Origin of the sequence: Brevibacillus panacihumi (assembly GCF_003710985.1) — a bacterium.
In the GTDB taxonomy this organism is placed as follows: Bacteria; Bacillota; Bacilli; order Brevibacillales; family Brevibacillaceae; genus Brevibacillus; species Brevibacillus panacihumi.
In genome coordinates this window covers 48,047-73,351 of record NZ_RHHT01000051.1, presented here as the reverse complement: position 1 = coordinate 73,351, position 25,305 = coordinate 48,047, and the positions used below count along the sequence as shown (strand labels likewise).

Below are 25,305 nucleotides of genomic sequence, written 5' to 3'. Positions count from 1 at the left end.
CATTTGGCGTGTCTAATGGCCCGATCGACGTCAGAGTTTCTGCAACGGGTCAGGGCGTATTATTCAGCAAGCAATTGCTTGGTGATGACGAGGTGCTGGATTTCATTGGTTCCTTCGTAAATCTGCGTGATCTTGGCATCGCGGAAAAGGCGTTCTACCGGATACTCCCGGGTGTAGCCGTATCCGCCGAAAACCTGAACAGCTTCCGTCGCCAGCTTCATCGCGGCATCGGAGGCAAACAGCTTCGCCATCGACGCTTCTTTGGTGCAGGGAAGGCCTTGGCTGCACAGCCATGCCGCACGATACACCAGGAGCCGAGCCGCCTCCACCTTGGTCGCCATATCCGCCAGCTTGAATCCGACTGCCTGAATCTTGCCGATCGGTTGGCCGAATTGCTTTCGTTCGCGGGCATAATCCGTAGCGTACTGGAGGGCAGCCTCGGCAATTCCCAGCGCCTGTGCGGCGATGCCGATGCGGCCTTTGTCCAGATTGGCCATCGCAATCGTAAAGCCTTCTCCCTCCTGGCCCAACAAATTGGCAGCAGGGACGATGGCATTGTCGAAAATCAATTCCGTCGTGTTGGAGCCATGCAGCCCCATTTTCTTTTCTTTTTTGCCAACGATAAGCCCAGCTGTATCCTTCTCGACGATAAAGGCAGAGATCCCTTTCGCCCCTTTTCCGGGATCAGTCACAGCAAACGCGATATACGTGTCCGCCTCTCCGCCGTTTGTAATAAACACCTTGTTGCCATTGAGGATATAGTCATCGCCCTTGCGTACGGCAGTGGTACGAATACTGCTGGCATCGGAACCCGCATGCGGCTCTGTCAGGGCAAACGCGCCCAGGAATTCGCCTGTCGCCAGTTTGGCCACGTAGGCCTGCTTTTGCTCCTGCGTCCCGAAATAGAGGATCGGGTTGGTTCCTACGGATGTATGCACGGATAGGATGACTCCCAATGTGGCGCTCACCTTGGAGATCTCGTTGATCGCCAGAATATAGGAGACGAAATCAGCTCCGACACCGCCCCACTCTTCCGGTACAGGGATTCCCATCAGCCCCATCTCCCCCATCTTCTTCACGATGTGGCGCGGGAACTGCTCGGTCTCTTCCATTACCGGGATAAAAGGAGCGATCTCCTTCTCGGCAAAGTCGCGAACCATGCGACGCATCATGCGCTGCTCTTCGTTGAAATGAAAATCCATCGTAGTCCTACCTTTCTGCCATCATCTCGTCAGTTGTACTCGTAGAAACCCCGACCGGATTTTTTGCCCAGCCATCCTGCCTTGACGTATTTGCGCAGGAGGGGACACGGACGATACTTGGAATCACCGAAGCCCTCGTACAGCACCTCCATGATCGCCAGGCAGGTATCAAGTCCAATAAAATCAGCCAGTTTGATTGGTCCCATCGGGTGATTCATCCCCAGCTTCATCACTTCGTCGATGGCCTCCGGAGTGGCTACGCCTTCGTATACACAGTAGATGGCTTCGTTGATCATCGGCATCAGAACCCGATTGGAGACAAATCCAGGGAAGTCATTGACGCTGACCGGAACCTTTTCCATCTGCTTGGACAAGTCCTCGGTCAATTGGTACACCTCGTCACTGGTTTGCAGTCCGCGGATGATCTCGACCAGCTTCATCACAGGAACGGGATTCATAAAATGCATCCCGATTACTTTTTCAGGACGTTTGGTGACCGCCGCGATCTCGGTGATCGGCAGAGAGGAGGTGTTGCTCGCCAGGACGGTATGCGGCGGGCAGATCTCGTCCAGACGGACAAAAATCTCCGACTTGATTTTCATGTTCTCGGTCGCCGCTTCGACGACGAAATCCGCATCCTTGGCATCTGCCAGATCTGTCGATGGCAAGAGGCGAGCCAATATGGCTTCCTTGTCTGCTTCTGTCATGCGACCCTTTTCCACGTTGCGCGACAGGTTTTTGGCAATCCCAGCCAAGCCGCGATCCACAAATTCCTGGCGAATATCGTTGAGGTAGACGCGAAGTCCGGCCTGCGCCGCTACTTGCGCTATCCCGCTGCCCATCTGTCCGGCCCCAATGACCATCATGGTTTGTACATTCATGGTAAAAAGCCTCCTAGTCGACTTTGATCAATACGGCGTCACCTTGTGCTGCTCCACTGCAAATGGCTGCGATGCCCAAACCGCCGCCCCGTCTTTTCAATTCGTAGGCGAGATGCATGATAATCCGCGCTCCACTCGCACCGATCGGGTGACCGAGCGCGATCGCTCCGCCATTTACATTGACTTTCTCTTCGTCCCAGCCCACGATATTGCCGCTGGTCAGCGTGACCGCTGCAAACGCTTCGTTCACTTCAAAGAGGTCGATTTCATCCAGTGCGACCCCAGTCTTTTTCAACAGCTTGAGTATTGCCAGGCCTGGCGTAGTCGCGATATAAGGCGCTTCTGCTCCGACCTGCGCGTGACCAAGGATGGTCGCCAGCGGTTGGATGCCCAGCTCCTTCGCTTTGGCGTCGGACATCAAAACCATTGCTGCCGCGCCATCGTTGATCCCCGGGGCATTCCCTGCGGTAATGGTGCCGTCCTTTTTGTAGACTGGAGGCAGCTTGGCAAGACCCTCCAACGTCGTATCTGGGCGCGGCCCTTCGTCTTGCGTGACGAGGATCGGGTCTCCCTTGCGCTGCGGGATACTGACGGGCGTGATCTCTTCTGCAAAAAGTCCGTTCTGGATCGCTTTGGCAGCGCGCTCCTGGCTTCGCAAGGCCCAGCGGTCCTGCGCCTCGCGCGTAATGCCGTACTCTTCCGCCACATTGCTGCCGTGAACGGCCATCGGCACCTGATCGAACGGGCAGGTCAAACCGTCGTACATCATCAGGTCCCGCACGGTCGCATCTCCCATTCTCATGCCGTAGCGGGCGTCAGGCAGCGCATACGGGGCATTGCTCATGCTCTCCATGCCGCCTGCTACGATGATCTCGCCGTCTCCCGCGCGGATAATCTGGTCTCCCATCGTGACAGCGCGCATCCCGGAAGCGCACACCTTGTTGATCGTCTCGCTTGCGACTTCCCAGGGCAGTCCTGCTTTTCGCGCTGCCTGGCGGGAAGGCACCTGTCCTGCTCCTGCCTGTACGACCATTCCCATAATGACCTCGTCTACCTGGTCTCCCGCTACACCGGAGCGTTCCAGTGCCGCCTTGATCGCCACGGCTCCCAGGTCAACAGCAGACAACGCTTTCAACGAACCTCCGAATTTGCCAAGCGGGGTGCGTGCCGCTCCTGCAATCACGGTCTTGTTCATGGATCTGCCCCTCCCTTTTCATAATTAATCCGTCTCTATCGTTCATTGAAAAGGCAATACGTTCCATATGATTGAGCGGTCGCTCACTTTGCGTCTCTTTTCATTTTGCCCCCTGTTGTGGCATTAGTCAATGCATTTAGAAAAGAAAAAGTTGCGCCGCAACAGCAGCACAACTTTTCTCCATCTGCATGAAAAGGATCAGATCGCGTCTGCCAAAATCTCGGCGACATCGCGTGTCTTGACTTGCTCCTCCTGCTCTTTCATTTTCACGCCATCGTTCATCATCGTCAGGCAATACGGGCAGGCGCTGGCAATCGCCGTCGGATTCACTTCCAACGCTTGCTCGGTACGCGCGACGTTGACACGTGTGCCCTCATGCTCCTCCATCCACATCAGGCCGCCGCCAGCGCCGCAGCACATGCTGTCGCAGCCGCTGCGCTTCATCTCGACAACCTCTACTCCTGGAATGGCTTCCAGAATGACGCGCGGCTTGTCGTAGATTTCATTGTAGCGTCCCAGGTAGCAGGAGTCGTGATAGGTGATGCGCTCCTTTACCTCTTTGGTCGGCTTCAGGCGACCTTCCTTGACCCACTGGGCCAACAGCTCGGAGTGATGGTACACTTCCGCCTGCAGGCCAAATTCCGGATATTCGTTTTTGAAGGTATTGTAGGCGTGCGGATCGCAGGTAACGATCTTTTTCACCTCGTAGGCTTCAAACAGTGCGATATTTTCCTGCGCCAGCTGCTGGAACAAGAACTCATTCCCGATGCGGCGGGCGGTATCCCCGGAGTTTTTCTCCTCCGTGCCCAAGATGGCAAATTTGACGCCTGCTTCATGCATCAGCTTGACGAATGCTTGGGAGATTTTTTGGCTACGCAGATCAAACGAACCCATCGCTCCGACCCAGAACAGGTACTCAAACTCCTCAGCCTGCTTCACAGTCGGCACTTCGTACTCTCCGTTCAGGCCCTCGATCCATTTCAGGCGATCCTTGCGGTTGATTCCCCACGGATTGCCTTGTCTCTCGATGTTGTTGAGCGCGCGCTGTGCCTCTGCCGGCATGCTGCCTTCCGTCATGACCAGATAGCGGCGCATATCGATGATTTTATCAACGTGTTCGTTCATGACCGGGCATTGGTCTTCACAGTTGCGGCAGGTCGTACAAGCCCACAGCTCCTGCTCCGTGATGACATCTCCGATCAGATTTTTGTCGTAAAAGTCAGGCGTCGCACCTTCTGCAGCAGCCGCCACCTGGGAGGACTGCACAGCGATCTGGTTGGCTGTGGTTTGCGAAAAGGCGAAGCTCGGCATCCACGGCGTACGGGATGTCACGGCTGCTCCTTTTTCCGTCAGGTGATCGCGCATTTTGGTGATCAGATCCATCGGGGAGAGCATTTTACCGGTTCCAGAAGCCGGACACATATTGGTACAACGACCGCACTCCACACAGGCGTACAGGTCGATCAATTGCGTCTGCGTAAAGTCTTCGATCTTGCCGACTCCAAATACTTCCTGGGTCTCGTCCTCAAAGTTGATGCTGGACAGCTTTCCAGGCGGGTCCAGCTTCTTGAACCAGACGTTGACCGGAGCGAACAGCAAGTGCGCGTGCTTGGATTGCGGAACGTAGACGGCAAAGCCAAGCAGGATGATCAGATGCAGCCACCAGAAGATGTAGAACAGGGCTGCCGATGCGGTCCCGCCAACACTGACGCCGATGGCTGCAAAAAGACCGGCAAGCAGTGAAGAAATCGGTGCGAAGCCGGATGCTTCATGGCCCAGCCAGAGCTGCTCGAAGGCAAGCGACAGCAGCACCGTCGCCATCAGGGAGGAGATCAAGAGGAGCACGATCCCGGATTTGAAGCCGCGCTTGAGGCGCTTCAGCTTTTCGATATAACGGCGGTAAAAAGCGTACCCGACCGCAGCCAGGATCAGGAAGGTGGTGATTTCCTGCATCAGGCTGAAATACTTGTGAGCGCTGCCAAAAGGAAGCTCAAAACCCTTGGACAGTCCTTTGATGATCAGCTCGATTGCGCCAAACTGCAGAATGATAAAGCCGTAAAACATGACCACGTGCATGACGCCGCTCTTTTTGTCCTTGAGCAGCTTTTTGTGAAAGATGACGTTGTCCAGCATCAGGTTGATGCGTGCACCAAAGTCGTCCTTCACATCCGGCTTTTTGCCCAGCTTGATGAAGAGATAACGGCTGTACACAACGTGACCGGCCAGGTACAAGCCGTAAGCAAGAACGAGGAAAAAGGCGATCAGGTTTATGAGTGCCAGCATGATTTTCAACTCCCCTTTTTGTCTGATTCTCAATTGTTTTCTATTTTATCAGAATCGATTTGAAAAATGAATGACCATTCACTCACAATTCTCTTTCTGTTCCAAAAATTCCGAGCGACCGCTCAGTTTTCGGGCAATCTTGAACTTAATCTTACATCCTACCGGCCTCTTTGACCACTCCTTTATGAAAAAAAGAGCTGCCTGGATTTGCTTTTGGCAGCTCTTTGCATCTTCACCTATACTGGAATGCGTTTATTTTCCTGATGCCTCTTGTACATTGTCTGATTTTTTGGCCTTTTGCTCGGAACGAACATCTGCCAGGGATTTTACCTTGGTCGCCTTGATCCGCTTGTTGCGCGGCAGATCAGTCGGCTCCAGATTGTTCGCCTCATCCTGCATGAGCGCCGCGATTCCCACTGCTTTTCCTTTTGCCGTTTTGCAGTATTCGCAGTTCTCCTCATCATGCTCGTGGTAATTCTTCGGCTCCGGATAGGAGGTGATGACGCCCTCGAAGTTGCGCAGCACGACTTTATCGGAGGATTGCGAGATGATGTAGTTCGGGCTGACCGGGATTTTGCCGCCGCCGTGCGGAGCATCCACTACGAAGGTCGGAACGGCGTAGCCGGAAGTATGGCCGCGCAGATGCTCGATGATTTCGATCCCCTTGCTGACAGGCGCGCGGAAGTGGCCGATTCCTTCAGACAGGTCGCATTGATAGATATAGTACGGACGCACGCGGATTTTTACCAGGTCGTGCACCAGTTTTTTCATCGTGTTCGGACAGTCGTTGACACCTGCGAGAATAACCGCCTGGTTCCCGAGCGGCACTCCAGCGTTCGCCAGCATTTCACATGCTTGCTTCGCTTCCGGCGTGATTTCCTTCGGATGGTTGAAGTGCGTGTTGAGCCAGACTGGATGGTATTTTTTCAGGATGTTGCAGAGATTCTCGGTGATGCGCTGCGGGAATACGACTGGCGCCCGGGTTCCGATGCGGATGATTTCCACATGGGGGATGTCACGCAGACTGCTGATGATGTACTCCAGCACGCGGTCATTGATCAGCAGGCCGTCCCCGCCGGACAAGAGAACGTCGCGAATCTCTGGCGTGCGGCGGATGTAATCAATACAGGCGTCCAGCTGCTTCTTCGGCACGCCCATCCCGATCTGGCCGGAAAAGCGGCGGCGCGTACAGTAGCGGCAGTACATGGAGCACTGGTTGGTGACAAGGAACAAAACACGGTCTGGATAGCGATGCGTCAGACCTGGCACTGGCGAGTCTTCGTCTTCGTGCAGCGGGTCTTCCATATCGTACTTGGTGCGCACCATTTCGGAGGAAATCGGAACAGATTGCATCCGAACCGGATCGTGCGGATCGTCTTTGTCCATCAAAAGAGCGTAGTAAGGCGTAATATTGAGCGGGATCGTCTGCGTGGAAATGCGGACACCCTCTTCTTCCTCTGGAGTCAGGTTGATGACTTGCTTCAAATCATCTACTGTTCGAATGGTGTGGGTGAGCTGCCACATCCAGTCATTCCATTGCTCATCTGTTACGTCTTTCCACAATTCGATTTGGCGCCAATCACGTTTGGTTGCTACTGTCATTTTCGTCACAACTCCCCTTCATCGATGGTGTAACCCTTTTGGTTCCTCGGCAAAAGAGAGTTGCAAGTGTCGTGCCAACCAAATCGCAATATTTAGAAAATAGGGAATAGCGCGTGCTGCATGAGGTTTTTCTCTCGAACAGCCGGATGAAAAAAACTTGTCACATCCGTCCTCGCAATGTTTAAGTGCCGAATTTTCGGCAGAACGTGCTATTCGCTCATGCCTCGCTGTGACAGCTTATACTGCAGGGTTTGTCTCGGAATTCCCAGAAGCTTCGCGGCACGCAGCACATTCCCCTGCGTTTTTTTCATGGCGTCCGCGATGAGCTGCTCCTCCCATTCGCGCAGGCGTTCCGGAAGCGGGCGTCCGTCTCCCTCGATCGGCAGCATGATCGCGTCCCCACCCGCAGGCACTGCATTGTGTCGATCCAGCAAATGCGGCGGAAGATGCTCTCGCTCGATCACATCTGCTTCGACCATGTTCATCGCTGCCTCCACGCTATGCTCCAGCTCCCGAACATTGCCCGGCCAGTCGTAGCCGGCAAACAACTTCTGCACGTCCGGACTGACCGACTTGACACTCATCCCGAACTTTCGGTTAAAGGTATCGATGAAATGGCGCACCAGCAGATCAATATCCTCGCGACGCTGACGCAACGGCGGCAGTTCCAGGGAGACTACATTGATCCGGTAATACAGGTCGCTTCGCATCAATCCCCGCTGCACAAGAGCATGGGGATCTTCATTGACTGCGGCGATGACGCGCACATCTACTTTTACGGAGCGGCTGCCGCCGATACGGCGAATCTGTCCATCCTGCAGGACGCGAAGCAATTTTGCCTGCAAATCCAGGGGCATGCTGTTCAACTCATCCAAAAACAGCGTCCCGCCATCGGCCAGCTCAAACAAGCCGGGGCGATCATCTGCCCCTGTGAAGCTGCCTTTGGTCGTCCCGAACAGCAAGCTTTCCAGCAGCGAAGCGGGAAGGGCTGCACAGTTTTGCGCGATAAACGGTTTGGCGCTTCGACCAGACTCCTGGTGAATGGACTGGACGAACAACTCCTTGCCGGTACCCGTCTCGCCAAAGATCAAGACGGGCGAAGAGGTGCGCGCGGCTCGCTTTCCCCGCTCGATAAGGCTTTTCATCTTTTCGTTTTGCGTCAAAATATCTTCAAAGTGAAAGCTCAGCCCGTCCGCCTGCCGCTTCGTTCGCTTGGGCTTGCTGATTTGCGCCTGCAAGGCAACCAGCCGCTCCGACAATTCCTTGAGCTTGCCGATGTCCTTGGAGACCTCGACAGCGCCAACCAGCCTTTTGCCGACGCGGACCGGGAGCGTGGTGTTGACGGTCTCGACACGCAGCCCCCTCCAGTTGGTATAAGCTTGCGGCTCGTCGTAGATAGCCTCTCCGCTCTCGATCACCCGAAGCAAGGTACTCGAGTTGCGATCCAGAGAGGGAAACACCTCCAGCAAGGGCTTGCCCAACACCTCTTCTGGCGTCAGTCCATCCAGTCTGGCTGCCACGTGATTGTAGAAAATCGTGATTCCGTTCGCATCGACGACGTGAATCCCCTCGTCGATCGCCCCCAGTATCGCCTGCAGCATTTCTACTGTGTCTGACAACGGCATCCTGATATTCCCTCCTTTTCAAACGAACTGCCAAAAAATCATCACTATGCCGAATTTTCAGCACATTTATTGTTTAACGCTGCCTTTCCATCTGAACCGTCAGCATGACGCTGTAGAGCAGATGTCCCAGTACCCAGATCAAAAAGCCAATCCAAGACATCGAGGTTCCGCTAAGCCAGCTAAACACCACGTAAGCCAGAGCAAAGCCGAGATTCCAGTAGCCCAGGTATTTCGCAACTGCTGCCGCTTGACCACGGGGGTAAAAACGCATCAAGAAAAAAGCAATGACGATACTGATCAGCAAATGGATGAGCAGCTCGACGATTGAAGGCAGATTCTCCATTCCCGGCACATAGCTGACGTCGATCAAGACAGGAAATGTCTGGGTGCCGAACAATCCGTCCCCCAGCGCAAGCATAGCCGCCAGCCCCAGTCCCGCCAGCAGTCCGTTGACTAGTATAAACATATCTGCGTCTCCACCTTCCTCTCCAGGCAAGTAACCCTATTGTACGTGCAAAAAACCGCCCTTGCCAAGGACGGTTTCAGGGATTGATCTGTATTTGCAGTCGATGTTCGCCGGCGTATTGCCCGCTCATCCACAGTTGATAGGCGATCTCCACGTTCCTCGGCATGCCATCCTGAACCTGGATTCTCAGCTTGTTGGTATGGGTCTCCATATCAAACGGACCATAAGGACTCCGATAGACGGAATGGGTGCTTTTCCCTTTTTCAAACTGCTGTCTAGTTGAGACCTGGCCTTGCCGCACCAGCGTCACGCTTTTCTCTCCCAACCGCAGAGTGGTGCCCACTTCTCCGATTCCTTCCATCTGCTCCCGATAAGTCAAATACCAGGCGTTCTCCTTCTCCACATAACGGCCCGTGTAGTCGTGGATCGTCTCTTCCTCGTTTCCGTCTACGAGATGCTTGGCTGTCAGTTTGATGCGTACTTCCTGCATGTTGATCTCCACACTCCGCTTATCTGTATGCTCCGTTCATTGTACGATCATCCTTCTTTCATTTGCAACTCCTTGGCGCGCTCCGCATCAGCCAGCAGATAGCGCATGGTCCCGACCACGCCCACTGCTGCCAGAAGCAAAAGTCCCGACAAAATCAAAAATCCTGCGCCAGCCCCGGTATGATCGATCAGCAGGGTAAAGAATCCGATCAGGATCAGCCGCATCATCATGCCAATCGAGTTGAAGAAGCTCATTACGCGCCCCATCATATGCCTCGGGACCATCGACATGTACAGCGTTTGGCGAATCAGACGAACGGATGCGTTGCACCATCCGTAAAAGACATAGGCCGCAATCAAAACCCAACCCGCAGGAAACGCCACCATCGCCACGATCACAAGCGCAAATACAAGAATATTGCCCACCATCGCCTGGAATTCCCCTACTCGTTGCACCACCCAGATGATCAATAGACCCGCTGCTACCGCTCCGAACGCGTAGGTCATTTCTGCCATGGAAAAGGTGATGACGTCCGCTTGCAGCGTCTGGTTGATGTACACCGGTTTGAGCAGGTTCATCGCCATTATCGCAATAAAGGGCATGAATGCGGCGATTCCAAAGGTCAGGAAGCCGCGCTTCTCCCGAATGTAGGACCAGCTTTGTCCCAGTTGTCTGACCCAGGACACTCCCCGGTTGGCGCCTGCTTCTCCTTCCAGGCTGAATGTGTATTTCATTGTGGACAAGAGACAGAATGCAAACAGGTAGGTGCAAGCATTAAAAATAAGGACCACATGCAGGCCGTAGGATTGGAGCATGATCCCCGCGAACCCTCCGGACAATACGGACGCGGTCTGTCCCTCGATCTCCAGCAAGCTGTTGATGCTATTGTAATGCCGCGGCTCGAAGCTCTCCTGTACGAGGGCGGATTGGGTCGGGTAGTGTATCTGGTACATGAAGGTCGTGACCAGATAGATAAGGATCAGCATCCATTCCGAATAGCTGCCCCAGAACCCCCATAAAGCAAGAACCCCAAGTACGAGAAAGCCGATCAGATTTTCGGCCAGGAGCATGTTTTTGCGGGAAAAACGATCAATCAACGTCCCGATATAAGGCCCGATAAAAAACATCAGCAGCGCGGATGTAAACATGGTAGAGCCGAGGAACTGCGCAGATCCGGTCTTTTCGACGAGATACCAGGCAATGCCTATCATGGTCATGCCTTGACCGAATCCGGAAAAGAGATTGGAGAAAAAGAGCTTGCGAAAATCGGGATAGGCAAAGACTTCCCTCATGTCTAACATCCTCTCTGGCTGAGAAAATTCCAACATATGCAAGTAGCATACACTTTTTTGAATACTTTGTAAAATAAAATGTTTCTTAACTAGTGATTGGATGAGCTTTAGTGGTGGGGAGGAAAAAAGGGAAAACACTTCAGGCGGGTTGGGATCTCTACTGGGGGTAATCCCTGGACGGTTCCACTCCAAAGGCGGAACCGCGTCCAAAAGCAGCCGCTTCGAAGAAGCGCATCAGGGTTGGACGCTAAGAACGGTTCCGCCTTTTCCGTTGCACCTGGGTCGAGATCCCAAATGCCTTGCGCTTTTTTCCCTTTTTTCCTCGGCCAGCTTTCCCTTCTTCTCCAGCCAAGTTTTTATAAAACAAAAACGCCTCCGACCTTTTCGCCGAAGACGTTGATGTTTGTCCAATTATTTTACAAAAGAAAGCAGCAATTCGCGCACGATCTTGGAAGCTACGATTTGCGTCATCTCGCTATGGTCGTAGACAGGAGCTACCTCTACCAAGTCGCAGCCGATTACGTTTGCGCCATTCTTCGCCATGAAATGGATGGTATCCAGCAACTCGCGGGAGGTAATGCCGCCTGCTTCCGTTGTGCCTGTACCGGGAGCGTGTGCCGGGTCGAGCACGTCAATGTCGATGGTCAGGTAAATCGGGCGATTGCCAATGGTAGGCAGTACCTGCTTTACCGGCTCCAGCACATCGTATTTGTACAGATGCATGTTTTCCTTTGCCCACTCGAACTCTTCCTTCATGCCGCTGCGGATCCCGAAGGAATAGACGTTTTTGCCGCCGATCAGATCGCATGCTTTCTTGATCGGAGTGGAATGGGAGTATGGATAACCCTCGTAATGGTCGCGCAAGTCGGTGTGCGCATCGAAGTGGAAGATGACCATGTCCTTGTATTTTTCATACACCGCTTGGAAGACCGGCAAGGAGACGAGATGCTCGCCGCCGAGACCAAGCGGGAATTTGCCGTCTGCCAGCACTTTCGAGACGAACGATTGGATGGCTTCCAGGCTGCCTTCTACATTCCCGAATGGCAGGGGAATATCGCCCGCGTCGAAGTACTTGATTTCTTCCAACAGCCTGTCCAAATACGGACTGTATTCTTCCAGACCGATCGAAACCTCGCGGATGCGGGTAGGACCAAAACGGGAGCCTGGACGGAAGCTGACAGTCCAGTCCATCGGCATGCCGTAAATGACAGCCTGGCTTTCCGCATAGTCGGCGTGGCTGCGGATAAAGACATTGCCGGAGTATGCCTCGTCAAAACGCATCAGGTAGCAGCTCCTCTCCGGTTAGTCGCGGGTCAGCTCCGCCACGAAGTTCGGCAGCTTGAATACCGCGTGGTGAAGATCCGCATTGTAGTATTTGGTGTCCATTGGCTTGATTTGGCTCGCATCTACTTCCAAAGGATCGTGCTTTTTGGATGCAATCGTAAAGCTCCACAGACCCGATGGATACGTCGGGATGCTGCATGTATACAGACGCGTAACCGGGAAGATGGATTTCAGGTCTTTGAAGACGCGCTTGATCAGCTCGCGGTTGAACCAAGGCGATTCTGTCTGCGCCACCATGATGCCGTCTGGTTTCAATGCATCGAAAATTCCTTGGTAAAAGCCTTTTTCAAACAGACCTACGGCAGGTCCTACCGGTTCGGTAGAGTCTACCATGATCACATCGTACTCGCCTTTGTGATCGTGAATGTGCTTGATCCCGTCGATTACCTGTACATCGACGCGGGAATTTCCGGTCAATGCGCTTGCGATATCAGGGAAGTATTTTTTGCAGGATTCAATGACACCGCCGTCGATTTCAGCCAGAACCGCTTTTTCAACGGATGGGTGCTTGACGATTTCGCGGATGGCGCCGCCGTCTCCGCCGCCTACAACCAAAACCTTTTTCGGGTTCGGATGCGTGTTCATTGCGATGTGGGTAATCATTTCGTGGTAAACGAACTCATCCACATCTGTGGTCATGACCATGCCATCGAGCACCAGCATGCGACCGAACTGCTTGGTCGTAATGACGTCGATTTGTTGGAACTCCGTTTTTTCACTGTATAGCGTATCGGTAATTTTTGTTGTAATTCCGTGATTTTCTGTCTGCTTCTCGGTGTACCACAATTCCATATTCATTGTTATGTACCCTCCTTCAAGTAACCGCATAATAACAGCCCCAAAACATAGCAGAAAACCCGGCCTCGGCACTCCTGGCACGGGCTAGGTTTCGTCGGCTGACAATACAAGAAAATTATAGTAGTTGCCCCCCAAAATGCAAGGTTTTTTTCTGCAATTTCCCTTTCAGAAAGCCAGCCAAGTTTATCCAATTGGACATTGACCCATACTAGAAGTATTACGGGCTTAGTATACCCCGATCTGAACGATTTACCGATAGAAGGGAGGCGAAACGATGGAGGTCATTCGCGAGGCTCCACTGATTCGCTATCTGCGTTGGGCCAAGCAATTCTTAAAATTTCTCATACTCAGCATTTTGTTCGCATCATGCGCGGCGCTGCTGCTGCTTCTGTATCTGCGCTCACAACCTTTGCCTGAAACCTTTATCAAGCAGACGACTACGATCTACTCAGCAAACGGCGATGTGCTGGATACCATGCATCGCGGGGAAAATCGGATTCTGGTTCCGTTGCAGGAAATTTCGCCGAATCTGATCAATGCCACGATTGCCATCGAGGACCGCACGTTTCGCGAACATTACGGATTTGACTTCAAACGGCTTGGAATGGCCGTCTATGTCAATGTCATTCATATGGACATGCAGCAAGGAGCAAGCACCATCACCCAGCAATTGGCTCGGAACCTGTATCTGACAATGGAAAAAACATGGGACCGAAAAATCAGGGAAGCCTTTCTGGCCATCCAATTGGAGCTGAATTACAGCAAGGATGAGATTCTCGAGATGTACATGAACCAGATCTATTACGGTCACTCTGCATATGGGGCGCAGGCAGCAGCCCAAACCTATTTTGGAAAGGACGCCAAAAATCTGTCGCTGGCAGAAAGCGCCATGCTGGCCGGAATCCCGAAAGGTCCGACTTATTATTCCCCTTTCGCTGACTTTGAACGTGCAAAAAGCAGACAAAAGCTTATCCTGAACGCCATGGTTCGCGACGAAATGATTACTTCACAGCAGGCAGAGCAAGCCTTCGCAGAAAAGCTCGTATTTCGGGATCGCTCCAAACAAGCTGCGGTTGATCCTGCTCCTTATTTCCGCGACTATATCGCGAATCTCGTAAAGAACAAGTACGGCATCGAAGATGAGCAGTTCATTCACGGCGGCTTGAAAATCTACACGACCTTGGACCCGGTCATGCAAAAGAAGGCAGAAGAAATCGTGTCTTCTGTCATGCCAGCAGATAACCCGAACTTGCAAGTAGCTCTGGTCGCGATGGACCCGCTGACTGGGCAGATTAAGGCGATGGTGGGCGGCAGGGACTATCAGGAGAGCCAATACAATCGTGTTTTGGCAAAAAGACAGCCAGGTTCGGCCTTCAAGCCGATCATGTATTTGGCGGCTTTGCAGAACGGCTTCACGCCGCTGACCATGATGAAAAGCGAGCCGACCGTCTTCACCTACGACCGAAACAAGCAGTACATCCCGCGAAACTTCGGCGGACGCTACGCAAACGCCATGATCAATATGCGGGAGGCGATCAAGACCTCTGACAATATCTACGCCGTCAAAACGATTGATTTCCTCGGTCCGCAAAAAGTCGTCGAGCAGGCGCAAAAGCTCGGGATCAAAAGTCCGCTCCTGGCTGTACCATCCCTTGCCTTGGGCACATCACCCGTCTCTCCTCTGGAATTGAATTCGGCATATGCTGCGATCGTCAACAAAGGAGAAGCCGTCACCCCAATTGCGATCACAAAGATCGAGGATAATAAGGGAAATGTCCTGGTAGAAGAAAAAACGGAGAAAACCCTGGTAGCAGATCCTGTGGCTTCCTCCCTGCTCGTCAATCTGATGCAAAGCGTGTTTGAGCGAAGCGGCACCGGCTATCGGGTAGCCAATGAATTAAATCGCCCGGTAGCTGGAAAAACAGGCTCGACTGACGTAGATGCCTGGCTGAGCGGCTTTACGCCACAGCTCGTGACCACGGTCTGGGTGGGCTATGATAAAAATCAGAAGGTGGATGATGTAAAAGAGGGCTATCTCTCGAAAAAAATCTGGGCGCAGTTTATGGAAAGCGCCTTGAAGGATCAGCCCCCTGCCTTGTTCGATATGCCTGCAGGCGTCGTCTCGGTCTACATCGACCCAGCCTCCGGGAAGCTGGCTACCGAGCATTGTCCCGCACCCGAGCTGTTTTACTTTGCCAGCGGGACAGAGCCGCAAGAGTATTGCACAGATCATATTCCAGCCAATGAAACACCGACTCCGCTGCAGCCGCCAGATTCCTCTACGTTCTGGCAGCGAATGGGCAGTTGGTGGAAACCAGGTGATTGAAACGCGAAAAGAAGGGACCTATTTGTGTCCCTTCTTTTCTTCTTTTTGCTGCCTTATGTGATGCTTTGACCATCCTCTGCACCGCCGCCGACAACGCCGTTGCCGTCAGCGAATACGTGGTCATTACAAACTGTAATCAGACCGGCTTGCTCCAATTGATCCAATACCTCAAACATGCTGTCCCGCTTGCCAGCAGGCAATCTGCCGATAAATCGATTGATCTGTTGAGGGGGAACATGGCTGCGAAAATGGACTCCTCCAAATCTGGCGAAGTGCTCGTTCGCATTTTGCTCGCGAGGATCCTGGTTCACTGGATAGCGCCCCTTCCGTCAGACAGTTTGGTTGTGCATCTCTATTTTCCCGCAATGGAGCCATTCCATGACCTGAAAAAAAAGCCTCTCCGTGACTGAGAGCGCTTACCTACGAAAAAGACAAACAGGGAAAGAGTGACGGCTCTTCCCCTGCTTGTTGACCTAGTGTACATGTACACAGATATGAACATAAGTTTACCTGACTTCAATACTGGTAACAATTGATTTCACGATTTGTTCACAGACCGTTCACGATTTCCAAGATCAGGACAATCCTTGCTTCAATTCTTCCGAAGAATTTTCCCACATGGCGGCATTATTATCGATTAAAAGCTTTTTCAGAGCTGCTTTTTCCTTCTCACCCAGCTCCGATACCATAATTCGCCGTTTCATCGAATAATCCATCCGGTTCACATGGTCTGCCAAAATCTTGTAGCCTCTGCGCGCTTCACGGTCAATTTCCATGTAGCACGCTGTAGCACCCGCATAATAAGGCCCTGATTCATTTCGGTCTACTGTAACCCATACAAGCCAATACGGCTTTCCGTTGGGGACTTCCTCCTTGTGGGTCGTCCATTTGATCCCTTTTTCAACGGAGCTTTTCGCGTGCAGAGCACCCATATCGATATAGGCTTCGTCTCCATCAATAATGACAGAGGAGACTGCGCCAAGATCCAATACGCCTTGACCAAAGCCGCCATGCACATCGGTTTTGCCACTCATGATGGTAAAACCGCCCTTCTTGCTGTCAAAAATGTCCATTGCATTACCCTCCCGAATATATCTGCTTACCTTATTCTACTCGGAAAAGAACGTGGAGGCAATTTGCCGTTGCGCCCGGTTGCGTCTTCGCCGTCGCAAACGCTGCCGGTATTTCTTCCTGTTGTGTTTTCGTACCGCTGTGTCTACGAGATAGAGCAGTACGGTAATGACTAAAGTCGAATAGAAAGAAAGCACCGCTTTTTGAAAGTAAATGACGATGGCCCAGTCATGATCCGGGACTTCGATTTCAGACACCAAAAAGCTGACAATCGGGGTAAACAGCAGCGAGACCCATGTACGATAACCAATGAACAGAAAGAGTGTACCCATGATGACGATTGTCATCCAAAATCCGGACAGTCCCCATAAGGACATGATGGGTACAACGACAGCATAGTAGAGATCACTGGCGATACTGGCGACCATCCCTGTTCCTCCTTTCTTACTGAATCATCCCATCCTCTTCCATGAATCCATCAGGTCCCAGTATGAACGGCCTTCCTTCCTCACGGTAGCGCTTGGGGTCTTCAGAGGAAAATCTGCGTATCTTGATGGTTGAAGGACGTTCCAGATTCGCCCCTTCCGGCAATTGAAAGGACAGGGGTTGTTTGTCCAATACATGCACAACGACAACCTTGCCGTGATATTCAATCGAAAGATCCTCCCGCCACTCTGTTGGCTCGGACCCGATGGTCATTTCCCTGCCGTTCTTCTGAATCGTCACAGAGGGAAAGGAACCGTCTTCACTTCTGATGATGTAATACAGATAGTCGAAATTCCCGGCTGCGGAGCTGCGGACCCCATCGCTTGCTTTGTCATTTCCGTTCAACAGGTTGATCACTTGATGAATCACTTGTGGAATACGCGGGAGTGCAGCATGCTCCCCGTTCACATAGTATTTTTTCTTGATGTCCTTGAGGGAGTAGTTGGCGCTATCGTAAGGCACTGTACCGTCTCCGGCTTGGTTGTCATAGTACGGGATAAAATCCTCGGTCTTTGGATCAACGAAATACCCGAGCAACGTTGAATGCCCCTGGCCGATAATGCTGTACTGCGGGACCTTAATCTGTCTGTTGTCCCATATTTCATGCAGTTTGCCGGCTTGATGGACCAATGGTTCATAAGTCAATTGCAAATGTTTAACCCTTGTGAGGTCCTGGTAGGTGTAGTGTTCTTTCTGGTTTTTCCACAGAAACGGCGTGTTGCTTACGTATTGTTTGGAGGGCAGCAATTCGTATACTGCAGGGGCGTACTCGGCGATGATTTTTCCTGTATGGGATAGGAAGGTCACGATGCCAAAATCATAGCCGAATTTGATTGCTTGGTACGCTCTTGGAGAGCCCAAAAACGGCGTTCCCATATAGATGACCCGATTTACTTTGGGTTGATAAGACGGGTTGGACAGGAGGGTCTCGCGCACCAGCAGACCTCCCATGCTGTGCGCCACCAGATGGACTTGCTGAGCCTTTGAATTTCGCAGGGCCACATCAATTTTTTCTTTTAGATACTTTGCATTATCGGCACTGCTATATCGCCAATCGTACGGCATGGCAAACAGGGTCCGATGCTGCACATACCCTTGCTTTTTCAATTCTTTTACCATGCTGGCATACTGTTCGGACTTCTCGTGTGCAGTAGGAACAGCATCGCTGTAGGTTAAGTATTCAATCGCGCTAAAACCTTCGTTGGCCCGCTCCGGGAATACGCGAATACCCTTTGTTCGCGGCTTTACCTCGACACTCTTCCCGTCCACTGGCATGAGTGAGAGAACTCTGCGATGCTGAGGATCGTTATAGGGTGGCAGAACAGTCCTACCGATAGCAAGCCATGCTTCAGAGATGATCCCATGCTCCTCCACCTCCAGACGAGAACCGCCGATTCCAGGGATCAGGATTACGGGAATGGTATGCGTCTCCAGGGAAAGCTTGTACGAGTTGGCGGTAAAACCGGAGCTTCTGGCAGCCATTACCTTGATTACATAGGTACCCGCGTCGATGTTGCTTGCGATCTCTTCATTGACGTTTTTTGATCTTTCCGATCTGCCGATTGTCTTTCCTTTTTCATCCAGCAAATACAGATCCATATCCATGCCGTTTGGTATTTCCCCCAAGCGGACGATTACAGTCGAAGTCCGTTTGAGCGAAAACCGATAGAAATCAACATCCTTCAAGCTGTGCAAATTGGCTGTCAGAGACTGCTCGTCTCCCAAGTCATAGGCATCTGCGATGGAATTATTCGGCTCGTATTCATCTGGCTTGATTTCACCTTGCGCGGACTGGAAATCAATTCGTAAACGGTAGTATAGATGCGGATTGTGGGAGCTTCCTTCCCCTCTTACCATCACGTAGTACCATTCTCTTCTCTCAACACCGACGCCCTCGATGGTTTCGTCGGCATCTCCGGCAAGCTCCGAGCGTCCCAGCTCCCGTCCGTCAGCATCGAACACGTACAATTGATAGTTCTGCTGGTACGGGATGTCCCGGAGCGATACATTCATAATCCCGTTCTCAGTCGCCCTGATCTTCCAGTAGTCTTCGTCTCCGCTTTTGCCAATCTTGCCAAACGCGTCTTGCTTGTCAAACAGCCAGTCGGCTTTTTTCATCGTGTCATTCGGCTCCATCTCAAAGACGACTCGACTGCTGCGCAGATCTGCTTCCGTAGGCTTTTCGCCATCGGCGTATTTTTCGTAAAATTCCTTTGCCAAGTCTTCCAATTGGGATGCATCTTCATTTGCTTCTTCCTCGGGTTCCCGGTCGGCAGGCTCTTCCTCTTCGGACGGAATGCCATCTTCCACAATGACCATCTCAAGCTGATTCTTCTTCCGCGAAGCCTTTTTGTCCCAATCAGCCTTGCGCACTTCTCCTTTTTCTACTGTCTCAACCTTTTTTGGCAGCTCGATTTCCCATCGACTTTGCTGCTCCCCTTTTTTCGAGGAAGTAGTCAGCACCACATCCATCGACTCGTTGGATACGGGGGTCACTGCCACAGAGAGACGGGATGTTTTACGAAATATTCGCGTTTTTTCCCATTCACCCTGGGTGATGGCAAGCACCGCTTCATCCGGTGAGAAGGAATATTCAATCTGTATGCGGACCTCGCCATCCTCTAGCCACGCCACGGCTTCCGTGACTGCCGCCTGATCCTCCCGCGCCCCTGCTGTCGGAACCAGACTGCTCATCACCAAGGTCAGCACCATCAGCCATTGAATTAGACGTGCGAAGGCTTTTCCCATAAAAAATACCCCCTTAACCGTTCTTCCCTGTCATCGTAGGAAAAGACAGAAGGGGGGTGCAAATAGATTTACTGTGTCGTGTGATTGCGGATGCCTTGCCTCTCCCAAGCATTGGCAATAATGCGGAACGGAATTCGGTAGTCCGCCTGGTCATGGCCGGAAAATTGTTGTTTGTTCGGGTACGGGTACCCTTTGTTCACGCCAAAACGGAATTGAATGTTGAAGTAGACTGCATACCTCGCATCCTTTTGGAAGCCGCGTTGCTTGTCGCCCATCAATGGCGTATCGACCCCCACCTCCCGCGAACCCAGTTTGGATGCTTGGTAGTTAGGCCCCCGCCATTTATTTGCTGTGATAGGAAGCAAGGAAAGCCGAGATTGCAGCAATGTCTGTCTCTTGCCCGTCTCATAGATCCAGCTTGCCGCCGACTCTACGACTGGATATTTCCCGCTGACGGGGTGTCGATGTCTGTCTTGCAGTTCTACCTGCGTCAAAATTCGTTCTCCCGCATAGAAATCATGTGGTTGGCTCTGCCGATACCGATCCCGCGCATGATACTCTATCCATTCCGCCGTATGATGAATCGATCCCGTCGCGTTTGGTTCAAACACCTCAAATGTTCGTGTTCCCCCCGTTACCGTGATCGTGTAACGCCCAGACATGCTTCGGGTAAAGCTGCTGGCTTCGCAAATTTCCTCTCCGTCTCCCTCGTCCTCGTTATTTTGCGTGCAGCGATCAAAGCTCAGATCAAACACAATCTCATAATCCATCACGATCTGGAACCCGTTGATCTCCGCCAGGTATTTCTGGTTTTGCAGCGTCTGCCGCCACGTCGTCTGCGTCGGCACGCTTGTCCCGGTGTAGATATATTCCCCTCCACGCGAGGAACTGCTTACCTGCCATTGCTGAGGAATCCCCGGTCCGCTTACTTTCAGATCCAGCAGCGCAGGAGTATAGACGGCCATGCTTTTCGCATCCGAAATCCAGCCCGGCTGAGCGGTCACGACGATGTTTTTTGCTCCTTCTTCGGAAGCAAACTGTTCGAGCTGCTCTTTGTATTCGGTGATTTTTGCGTTAATGGACTGCTGTGTTCGCTGGAAGCCTTCATTGATCTTCGTCTGGTCAATGACGACCTCAATTTTGGCTGGCTCCCGTTCCCACACGCCATCTACATGCAATCCGATCCTCTCCAGCTTTCGACCATCGCTGTCGTAGAGCTCCAGTCCAATCTCGCCCCCATCAAAATCTTCTCCACCCCCCGGCGGATCAGGCAGCTCGATTACCCGAAGCACCTTTACAGGCCATGTGGCACGATTGTCTGTCCAGATGCTTTCATTCTCCGGCTTGTTTCGGGATGGATTGATATGGGCGATAAAATCTTCAGACTCCTGGGGATATTGCGTAGGGACTGTTATTTTCCTCGTCTCCCCAGGCTTAAATTGGTTCACATCTAAAACCGTTTCTTTGTCAGAGCTTTCCCAACGGACAGCCAGTTTCGTATCGTGCATGGTTTTTCCAGCATTTCTGACCTGGAACGTAATAGTCGCTTCCGTACCAGGCAGCTGTGGATCTTTGGGCGTGATTGTAAAACTGTTTTTTACGATCAAAAGATTTTCTCCATTGCTTGCTCCAATTTGCAGGAAAATGCTCCCCTCACAATCCAGTACGGGGCCATTCGCATCGCTTCCGTTGTCTGTCCAAAAAAGGATTTTATACAATCCTTCAAGGACTTCACCTGAGTCCGGGTCGGTCGGAAACTGGAAGTAGTGGCTGTAATTGTAGGTGTTGCTCGTGGACAACCATTTACCGTTTCTCCTCGCCGTCCACTGTTGGGTATCCGGGTCCAACCAATGCATGGTAAACTCTGTTTTTTCTCCACGTGTAAGAAATTGCGGCCGGTATTTGGAGTCAAAATCCTCTTGGGTTAGATGGAGCGTTTCTCCCCGTGAGACTTCCTTCTTCCACAAGTAATCGTCGTAAGTGCCATATCGGATCATGGCCACTTCCAGATTGTAGCATTTTCGATCTGACATGATTTCAAACTTGAATTGAGTGATGCACCCAATATCCGATTCAAACTCCAGCGTAACCCAATCCCCTACATCAAAATCGTCTGGCAAGGTTAAGTCGAATTTTTCATTCGCCGTCAGGGCTTTTGATACTGGCACTCGTTTATTGTTTTTGATCAAGAACCATGTGCCAGGAGCATTTGCAGAGAAAGAAAGATTTGTTTCATAGCTTCCATCTGGATTCGATGTAAAGTGTTTCAGATAAATGGGTTCGTAAACAGTCCAATCAGCGTCTTCTCCACCTGGTGAAAACGGATGAGGAGGACTGCCATATATTTTCAACTTCAATTTATGCTGCTCTGTGATTGTACATGCTGTATCCTTCACGACCAGCGTAATTTCCCACGCACACTCGGGCCGATCCTTCCAGTTGGTTCCCTGGAAATTCAATTTGACTTTATACTGTTTGCCTCTTTCTAAAGTAACTTCACGTGCGCCACGGAATGGTAATTCCAATTTGTAATACGGGATTTCTACTATTTTTTTGCGACCGCCTACTTCCTCTTCATAGGCTGGCAGCGTTACCGTTTTTCCATCAGGTTTGGTTACATCCCATAAAACATAGGCGGTTTCCGTGTCACCATTGCTATTGCGAAAGTTTGCCTGGAAATAGACAGTCCGCTCCGGTAGCACTTCCAGGGTATCGCTATTGCGATAGGTGGTACCCGAGATCGTAATAATGGGGCAGGATTCTTCCTTTGAGTCCGCTTTGACCTGGAAGGTTTTTTCCCAACAATCCTTTCCATCGTCACTTTTGAACACGATTCGGTAAGTTCCCGAGCTGCCAAAATAGCCAATGCCTCGTTTTCGATTGTTGCCGGATCCGGTCTCCATTTCGATGCCGTTCATGGTAAACGTTCCATTTTTGGAAGCAAACAAGGTGATGTCAGCATTTTTTTCGACCATGATGGAGCTTCCGCCACTTGGAACAGCGCTATAGTCCTTCACATCGTCGCCGACAATTTGAAAATCCATTTTGGTTGAGCTTTGATTGATCGTACAAACTGCAGGGGGTTCAGGTTCTTCCGGAGGGTCGGGGGGTGGGGGAGGAACTTCATCGCCAACCATAAATTGCACGGTGTAGGGGGTAGATTCATTGATCGTAGGTGATCCTTGACGGGAACGCATGTGGCGGTCTGTCATGATAAAAGTGACCTCGTACAAGCCTTCTTCAGTAGGCGTATAAGTGTATTCGCCCGTCCACTCAAACGCCTTCGGATTGCTCGTCGCACTTGGCTTTTCCAGGTAGCCGCTGTTATCCCGGATCTCTTGATTGGAATCTAATGACTTGTATCCCCTACCCGTTGTTTTGTTTATGACGGACAAATGGGTGATGATGATGCCGCGATCGTAGTAGGAGTAATCCTTGCCATGAGGAATGATCTTCACCGTGTCGTTGATTTTGAATTTTGTTTGATTGTCTTTGATTTTTACGCCACCGGTGGGGCGTTGGGTGGTGCGGAAGTGTCCGACGGAGATGTAACCGCCATCTCGCGGGACAAGGTTGTCGCCGATTTCGTAGCCGCCACCGCCGGAAGCGGTGGCTAGTTCGGCAAGGTTGTAGGCGTTGTAGGGATTGACTCCAGAAGTTTCATTAGTTGAAGACACTATGCTACTATAAACATTTGCAGCGCCCCCACCTAATATATAATTTGGGTTCCCCCCGAAACGATTGACCCAATATTTTGCTTCATTGAGATCAACATAGTACCAACCACGATCTGTTTTTCCATAATAGTCGGAAAATCCTAGTACGTTTTCAGTGTCCTTAACACCATCTATTTCAATTTCGGAAAGGTGAGCACCTAACTCTCCCGGTATTCTCTCAATTTTTATTTTTGTATATCCATCTCTGGGAATTAACTCCTTGTACGATCCAACAGTTGCCAATTCAATTCCGTGAGTATTTAAAGCTTGTGTAACATTGGGAAAATATCCTTCAAACATACTCCAAAACAGAGTGATCAACACAAGTAAATGTAAAAACTTGCGTAATAATCTTAACTTCTTCATAGGGCTTACACCTTACTTTGAAAACAGCTGAGTATTTTTTTTACGTTCCAAAACAGATAAATCTATATAATCGTACACAGCTGCAATTGAATAATCTAAATCATTTGTTGCGAAAAATGCCATTGCTCGAAAATCATCAATCTTAACCCTAAATGCCTGTCCTTTAGAAAAAGGAACTATTTTACCTGAGTCCTTCTTAAAAAATTGCACACTAAGATGTAATACCTTATCCCCCTTCGGCACCATACCAGTTAAGTACCCATCCTTAACCTTCAAACTATTATGAAACTCTAACGCATACTTCTCCCCAAGCTCAATCTGATACTTATCCTGCCACATCTTCCGCAAAATTACTGCAGCCTGTGCTCTCGTCACGGGCAAATCTTCCCGGAATTTTGGATTTCCAGGGGGTGCAGGCTCCATCCATCCCCATGTAACCAAGGCTCCCGTATTGGTAAATCCTTTATCCTTCACCCCCCGATAAGGCTTCCACGCATTAAACACCAGCAAAGCCGTCTCTTCCTTGTTCAACAGCTTGTTCGGGTTGATCTCGACGCCTGCCAATATCCCGGCTTTCTGCGCCCGCTCATATGTCGCTTTCGCCCAATGCCCTTCCGGCAACTGAGGAACAGGCTCCCCTTCCTTTACTTCACGAATCGCCACGAGACTGGATACAAATTGTCCCTGGGAAATTTGATCCTCGCCATGAAATTGACCGTCAGGGTACTTCCACATAAAGCCCTTCAAAAGGGCAAACTCAATCGCTCCTTTTTCCGGAGTAGCGGAATAGTTCGCCGTCAATGGATCAGCCGCTGCGACAGGTGCAGGACCAGCGAGCGCCCCCATCACGAAAGCTGCAACCAACAGAGTCGATATAATTTTTTTCACAGCAAGCACCTTCCCTTTCACTCATTCCCATCATCTATGTTCCTGGAGAAAAATTTTCGCAACGACCTCTCCGGAACATCACCCTCCAATTTGTCCACGACCTCGCCATTGCGGACGAGAAACACCGTAGGGGTAACTTCCGCCCCCAGCTCCTGCGCTTTTGCCAGCTCGTCCTCTCTGAAAATATCCAACTTCTCCACTTGCCAACCATCATTCTGCTGAAGAAAGTCTGCCGTCACTTTTTCAAAAACAGGCTTGAAGCTGTTGCAGTACCCGCAGCTATCGCTGTACACGTAAACGATCCTGTCTTTTTTCTCCTGACTCGCTGCCCCGGCTACCAGCAGCAGGCCTGCCACGAGACAAACCAAGAAGATGGCAATTCCATACACCCATTTCCTTCTGAATCCGACCACACCCTCCACCTCCAAAAGATCCAAAAACGGTCGTGACCGTTTCCCCAGAAAAAAGCCCTTTTTCCCCTGGCTCCATTCTCTCTGATTGGCTTGGGACAAAAAAAGACGCCGCA

The 25,305-nt window shown here is 51.4% G+C and carries 19 protein-coding genes; 1 reads left to right on the top strand and 18 read right to left on the bottom strand.

The features are described 5' to 3' along the window. Positions 1 to 59: 59 nt before the first annotated feature. The 11 genes from EDM58_RS20195 to speE all read right to left on the bottom strand — a co-directional run bounded on the left by EDM58_RS20195 (position 60) and on the right by speE (position 13,172). A complete protein-coding gene (locus tag EDM58_RS20195) occupies positions 60 to 1,202 on the bottom strand; it encodes an acyl-CoA dehydrogenase (protein WP_122914918.1) in 1,143 nt (380 codons plus the stop codon). A 29-nt stretch (positions 1,203 to 1,231) separates the two neighbouring features. Then, positions 1,232 to 2,083 (bottom strand): 3-hydroxybutyryl-CoA dehydrogenase, encoded by an 852-nt coding sequence (locus EDM58_RS20190; RefSeq protein WP_122914917.1) that lies wholly within the window; start codon positions 2,081 to 2,083, stop codon positions 1,232 to 1,234. Positions 2,084 to 2,096: 13 nt separating this feature from the next. Continuing rightward, on the bottom strand, positions 2,097 to 3,278 hold the full coding sequence (locus EDM58_RS20185; protein ID WP_122914916.1) for an acetyl-CoA C-acetyltransferase: 1,182 nt from the start codon (positions 3,276 to 3,278) through the stop codon (positions 2,097 to 2,099). A gap of 198 nt (positions 3,279 to 3,476) precedes the next feature. Further along, a complete protein-coding gene (locus tag EDM58_RS20180; protein ID WP_122914915.1) occupies positions 3,477 to 5,561 on the bottom strand; it encodes a (Fe-S)-binding protein in 2,085 nt (694 codons plus the stop codon). Positions 5,562 to 5,813: 252 nt separating this feature from the next. Continuing rightward, positions 5,814 to 7,163, bottom strand: a complete 1,350-nt coding sequence (gene kamA, locus EDM58_RS20175; protein ID WP_122914914.1) for a lysine 2,3-aminomutase — start codon at positions 7,161 to 7,163, stop codon at positions 5,814 to 5,816. A 209-nt stretch (positions 7,164 to 7,372) separates the two neighbouring features. After that, positions 7,373 to 8,788 (bottom strand): sigma-54 interaction domain-containing protein, encoded by a 1,416-nt coding sequence (locus EDM58_RS20170; protein WP_122914913.1) that lies wholly within the window; start codon positions 8,786 to 8,788, stop codon positions 7,373 to 7,375. A gap of 73 nt (positions 8,789 to 8,861) precedes the next feature. Further along, positions 8,862 to 9,254, bottom strand: coding sequence for a hypothetical protein (locus EDM58_RS20165; protein WP_122914912.1), 393 nt, complete (start codon positions 9,252 to 9,254; stop codon positions 8,862 to 8,864). A 76-nt stretch (positions 9,255 to 9,330) separates the two neighbouring features. Next, positions 9,331 to 9,744 carry a YwiB family protein gene (locus tag EDM58_RS20160; RefSeq protein ID WP_122914911.1) on the bottom strand — a complete coding sequence of 138 codons (414 nt, stop codon included), beginning with the start codon at positions 9,742 to 9,744 and terminating at the stop codon, positions 9,331 to 9,333. 47 nt (positions 9,745 to 9,791) lie between these two features. Beyond that, positions 9,792 to 11,036, bottom strand: coding sequence for an MFS transporter (locus tag EDM58_RS20155; protein ID WP_122914910.1), 1,245 nt, complete (start codon positions 11,034 to 11,036; stop codon positions 9,792 to 9,794). Positions 11,037 to 11,447: 411 nt separating this feature from the next. Beyond that, positions 11,448 to 12,317, bottom strand: a complete 870-nt coding sequence (speB, locus tag EDM58_RS20150) for an agmatinase (RefSeq protein WP_122914909.1) — start codon at positions 12,315 to 12,317, stop codon at positions 11,448 to 11,450. A gap of 21 nt (positions 12,318 to 12,338) precedes the next feature. Then, positions 12,339 to 13,172 carry a polyamine aminopropyltransferase gene (speE, locus tag EDM58_RS20145; RefSeq protein ID WP_122914938.1) on the bottom strand — a complete coding sequence of 278 codons (834 nt, stop codon included), beginning with the start codon at positions 13,170 to 13,172 and terminating at the stop codon, positions 12,339 to 12,341. 280 nt (positions 13,173 to 13,452) lie between these two features. Here speE and EDM58_RS20140 point away from each other — a divergent pair, with 280 nt between their 5' ends. Then, positions 13,453 to 15,504 carry a transglycosylase domain-containing protein gene (locus EDM58_RS20140; RefSeq protein ID WP_122914908.1) on the top strand — a complete coding sequence of 684 codons (2,052 nt, stop codon included), beginning with the start codon at positions 13,453 to 13,455 and terminating at the stop codon, positions 15,502 to 15,504. 53 nt (positions 15,505 to 15,557) lie between these two features. On the opposite strand, the gene EDM58_RS20135 is transcribed toward EDM58_RS20140, so the two are convergent. From EDM58_RS20135 to EDM58_RS20105, 7 genes are all read right to left on the bottom strand, one after another. Continuing rightward, a complete protein-coding gene (locus tag EDM58_RS20135) occupies positions 15,558 to 15,815 on the bottom strand; it encodes a hypothetical protein (RefSeq protein WP_122914907.1) in 258 nt (85 codons plus the stop codon). A gap of 264 nt (positions 15,816 to 16,079) precedes the next feature. Next, positions 16,080 to 16,577 (bottom strand): YwhD family protein, encoded by a 498-nt coding sequence (locus EDM58_RS20130; RefSeq protein WP_122914906.1) that lies wholly within the window; start codon positions 16,575 to 16,577, stop codon positions 16,080 to 16,082. A gap of 36 nt (positions 16,578 to 16,613) precedes the next feature. Next, complete coding sequence (locus EDM58_RS20125) at positions 16,614 to 17,003, bottom strand: hypothetical protein (protein WP_122914905.1); 390 nt, start codon at positions 17,001 to 17,003, stop codon at positions 16,614 to 16,616. A gap of 16 nt (positions 17,004 to 17,019) precedes the next feature. Beyond that, entirely contained in the window at positions 17,020 to 19,809 is a 2,790-nt protein-coding gene (locus tag EDM58_RS20120) for a lipase/acyltransferase domain-containing protein (RefSeq protein WP_122914904.1), read from the bottom strand. A 68-nt stretch (positions 19,810 to 19,877) separates the two neighbouring features. Next, positions 19,878 to 23,486 (bottom strand): ABC transporter permease, encoded by a 3,609-nt coding sequence (locus EDM58_RS20115; RefSeq protein ID WP_246000903.1) that lies wholly within the window; start codon positions 23,484 to 23,486, stop codon positions 19,878 to 19,880. 417 nt (positions 23,487 to 23,903) lie between these two features. After that, positions 23,904 to 24,779: an S-layer homology domain-containing protein gene (locus EDM58_RS20110; protein ID WP_148039347.1), complete on the bottom strand. Its 876-nt coding sequence runs from the start codon at positions 24,777 to 24,779 to the stop codon at positions 23,904 to 23,906. A gap of 17 nt (positions 24,780 to 24,796) precedes the next feature. Next, positions 24,797 to 25,192, bottom strand: coding sequence for a thioredoxin family protein (locus tag EDM58_RS20105; protein WP_122914901.1), 396 nt, complete (start codon positions 25,190 to 25,192; stop codon positions 24,797 to 24,799). Positions 25,193 to 25,305: the final 113 nt, after the last annotated feature.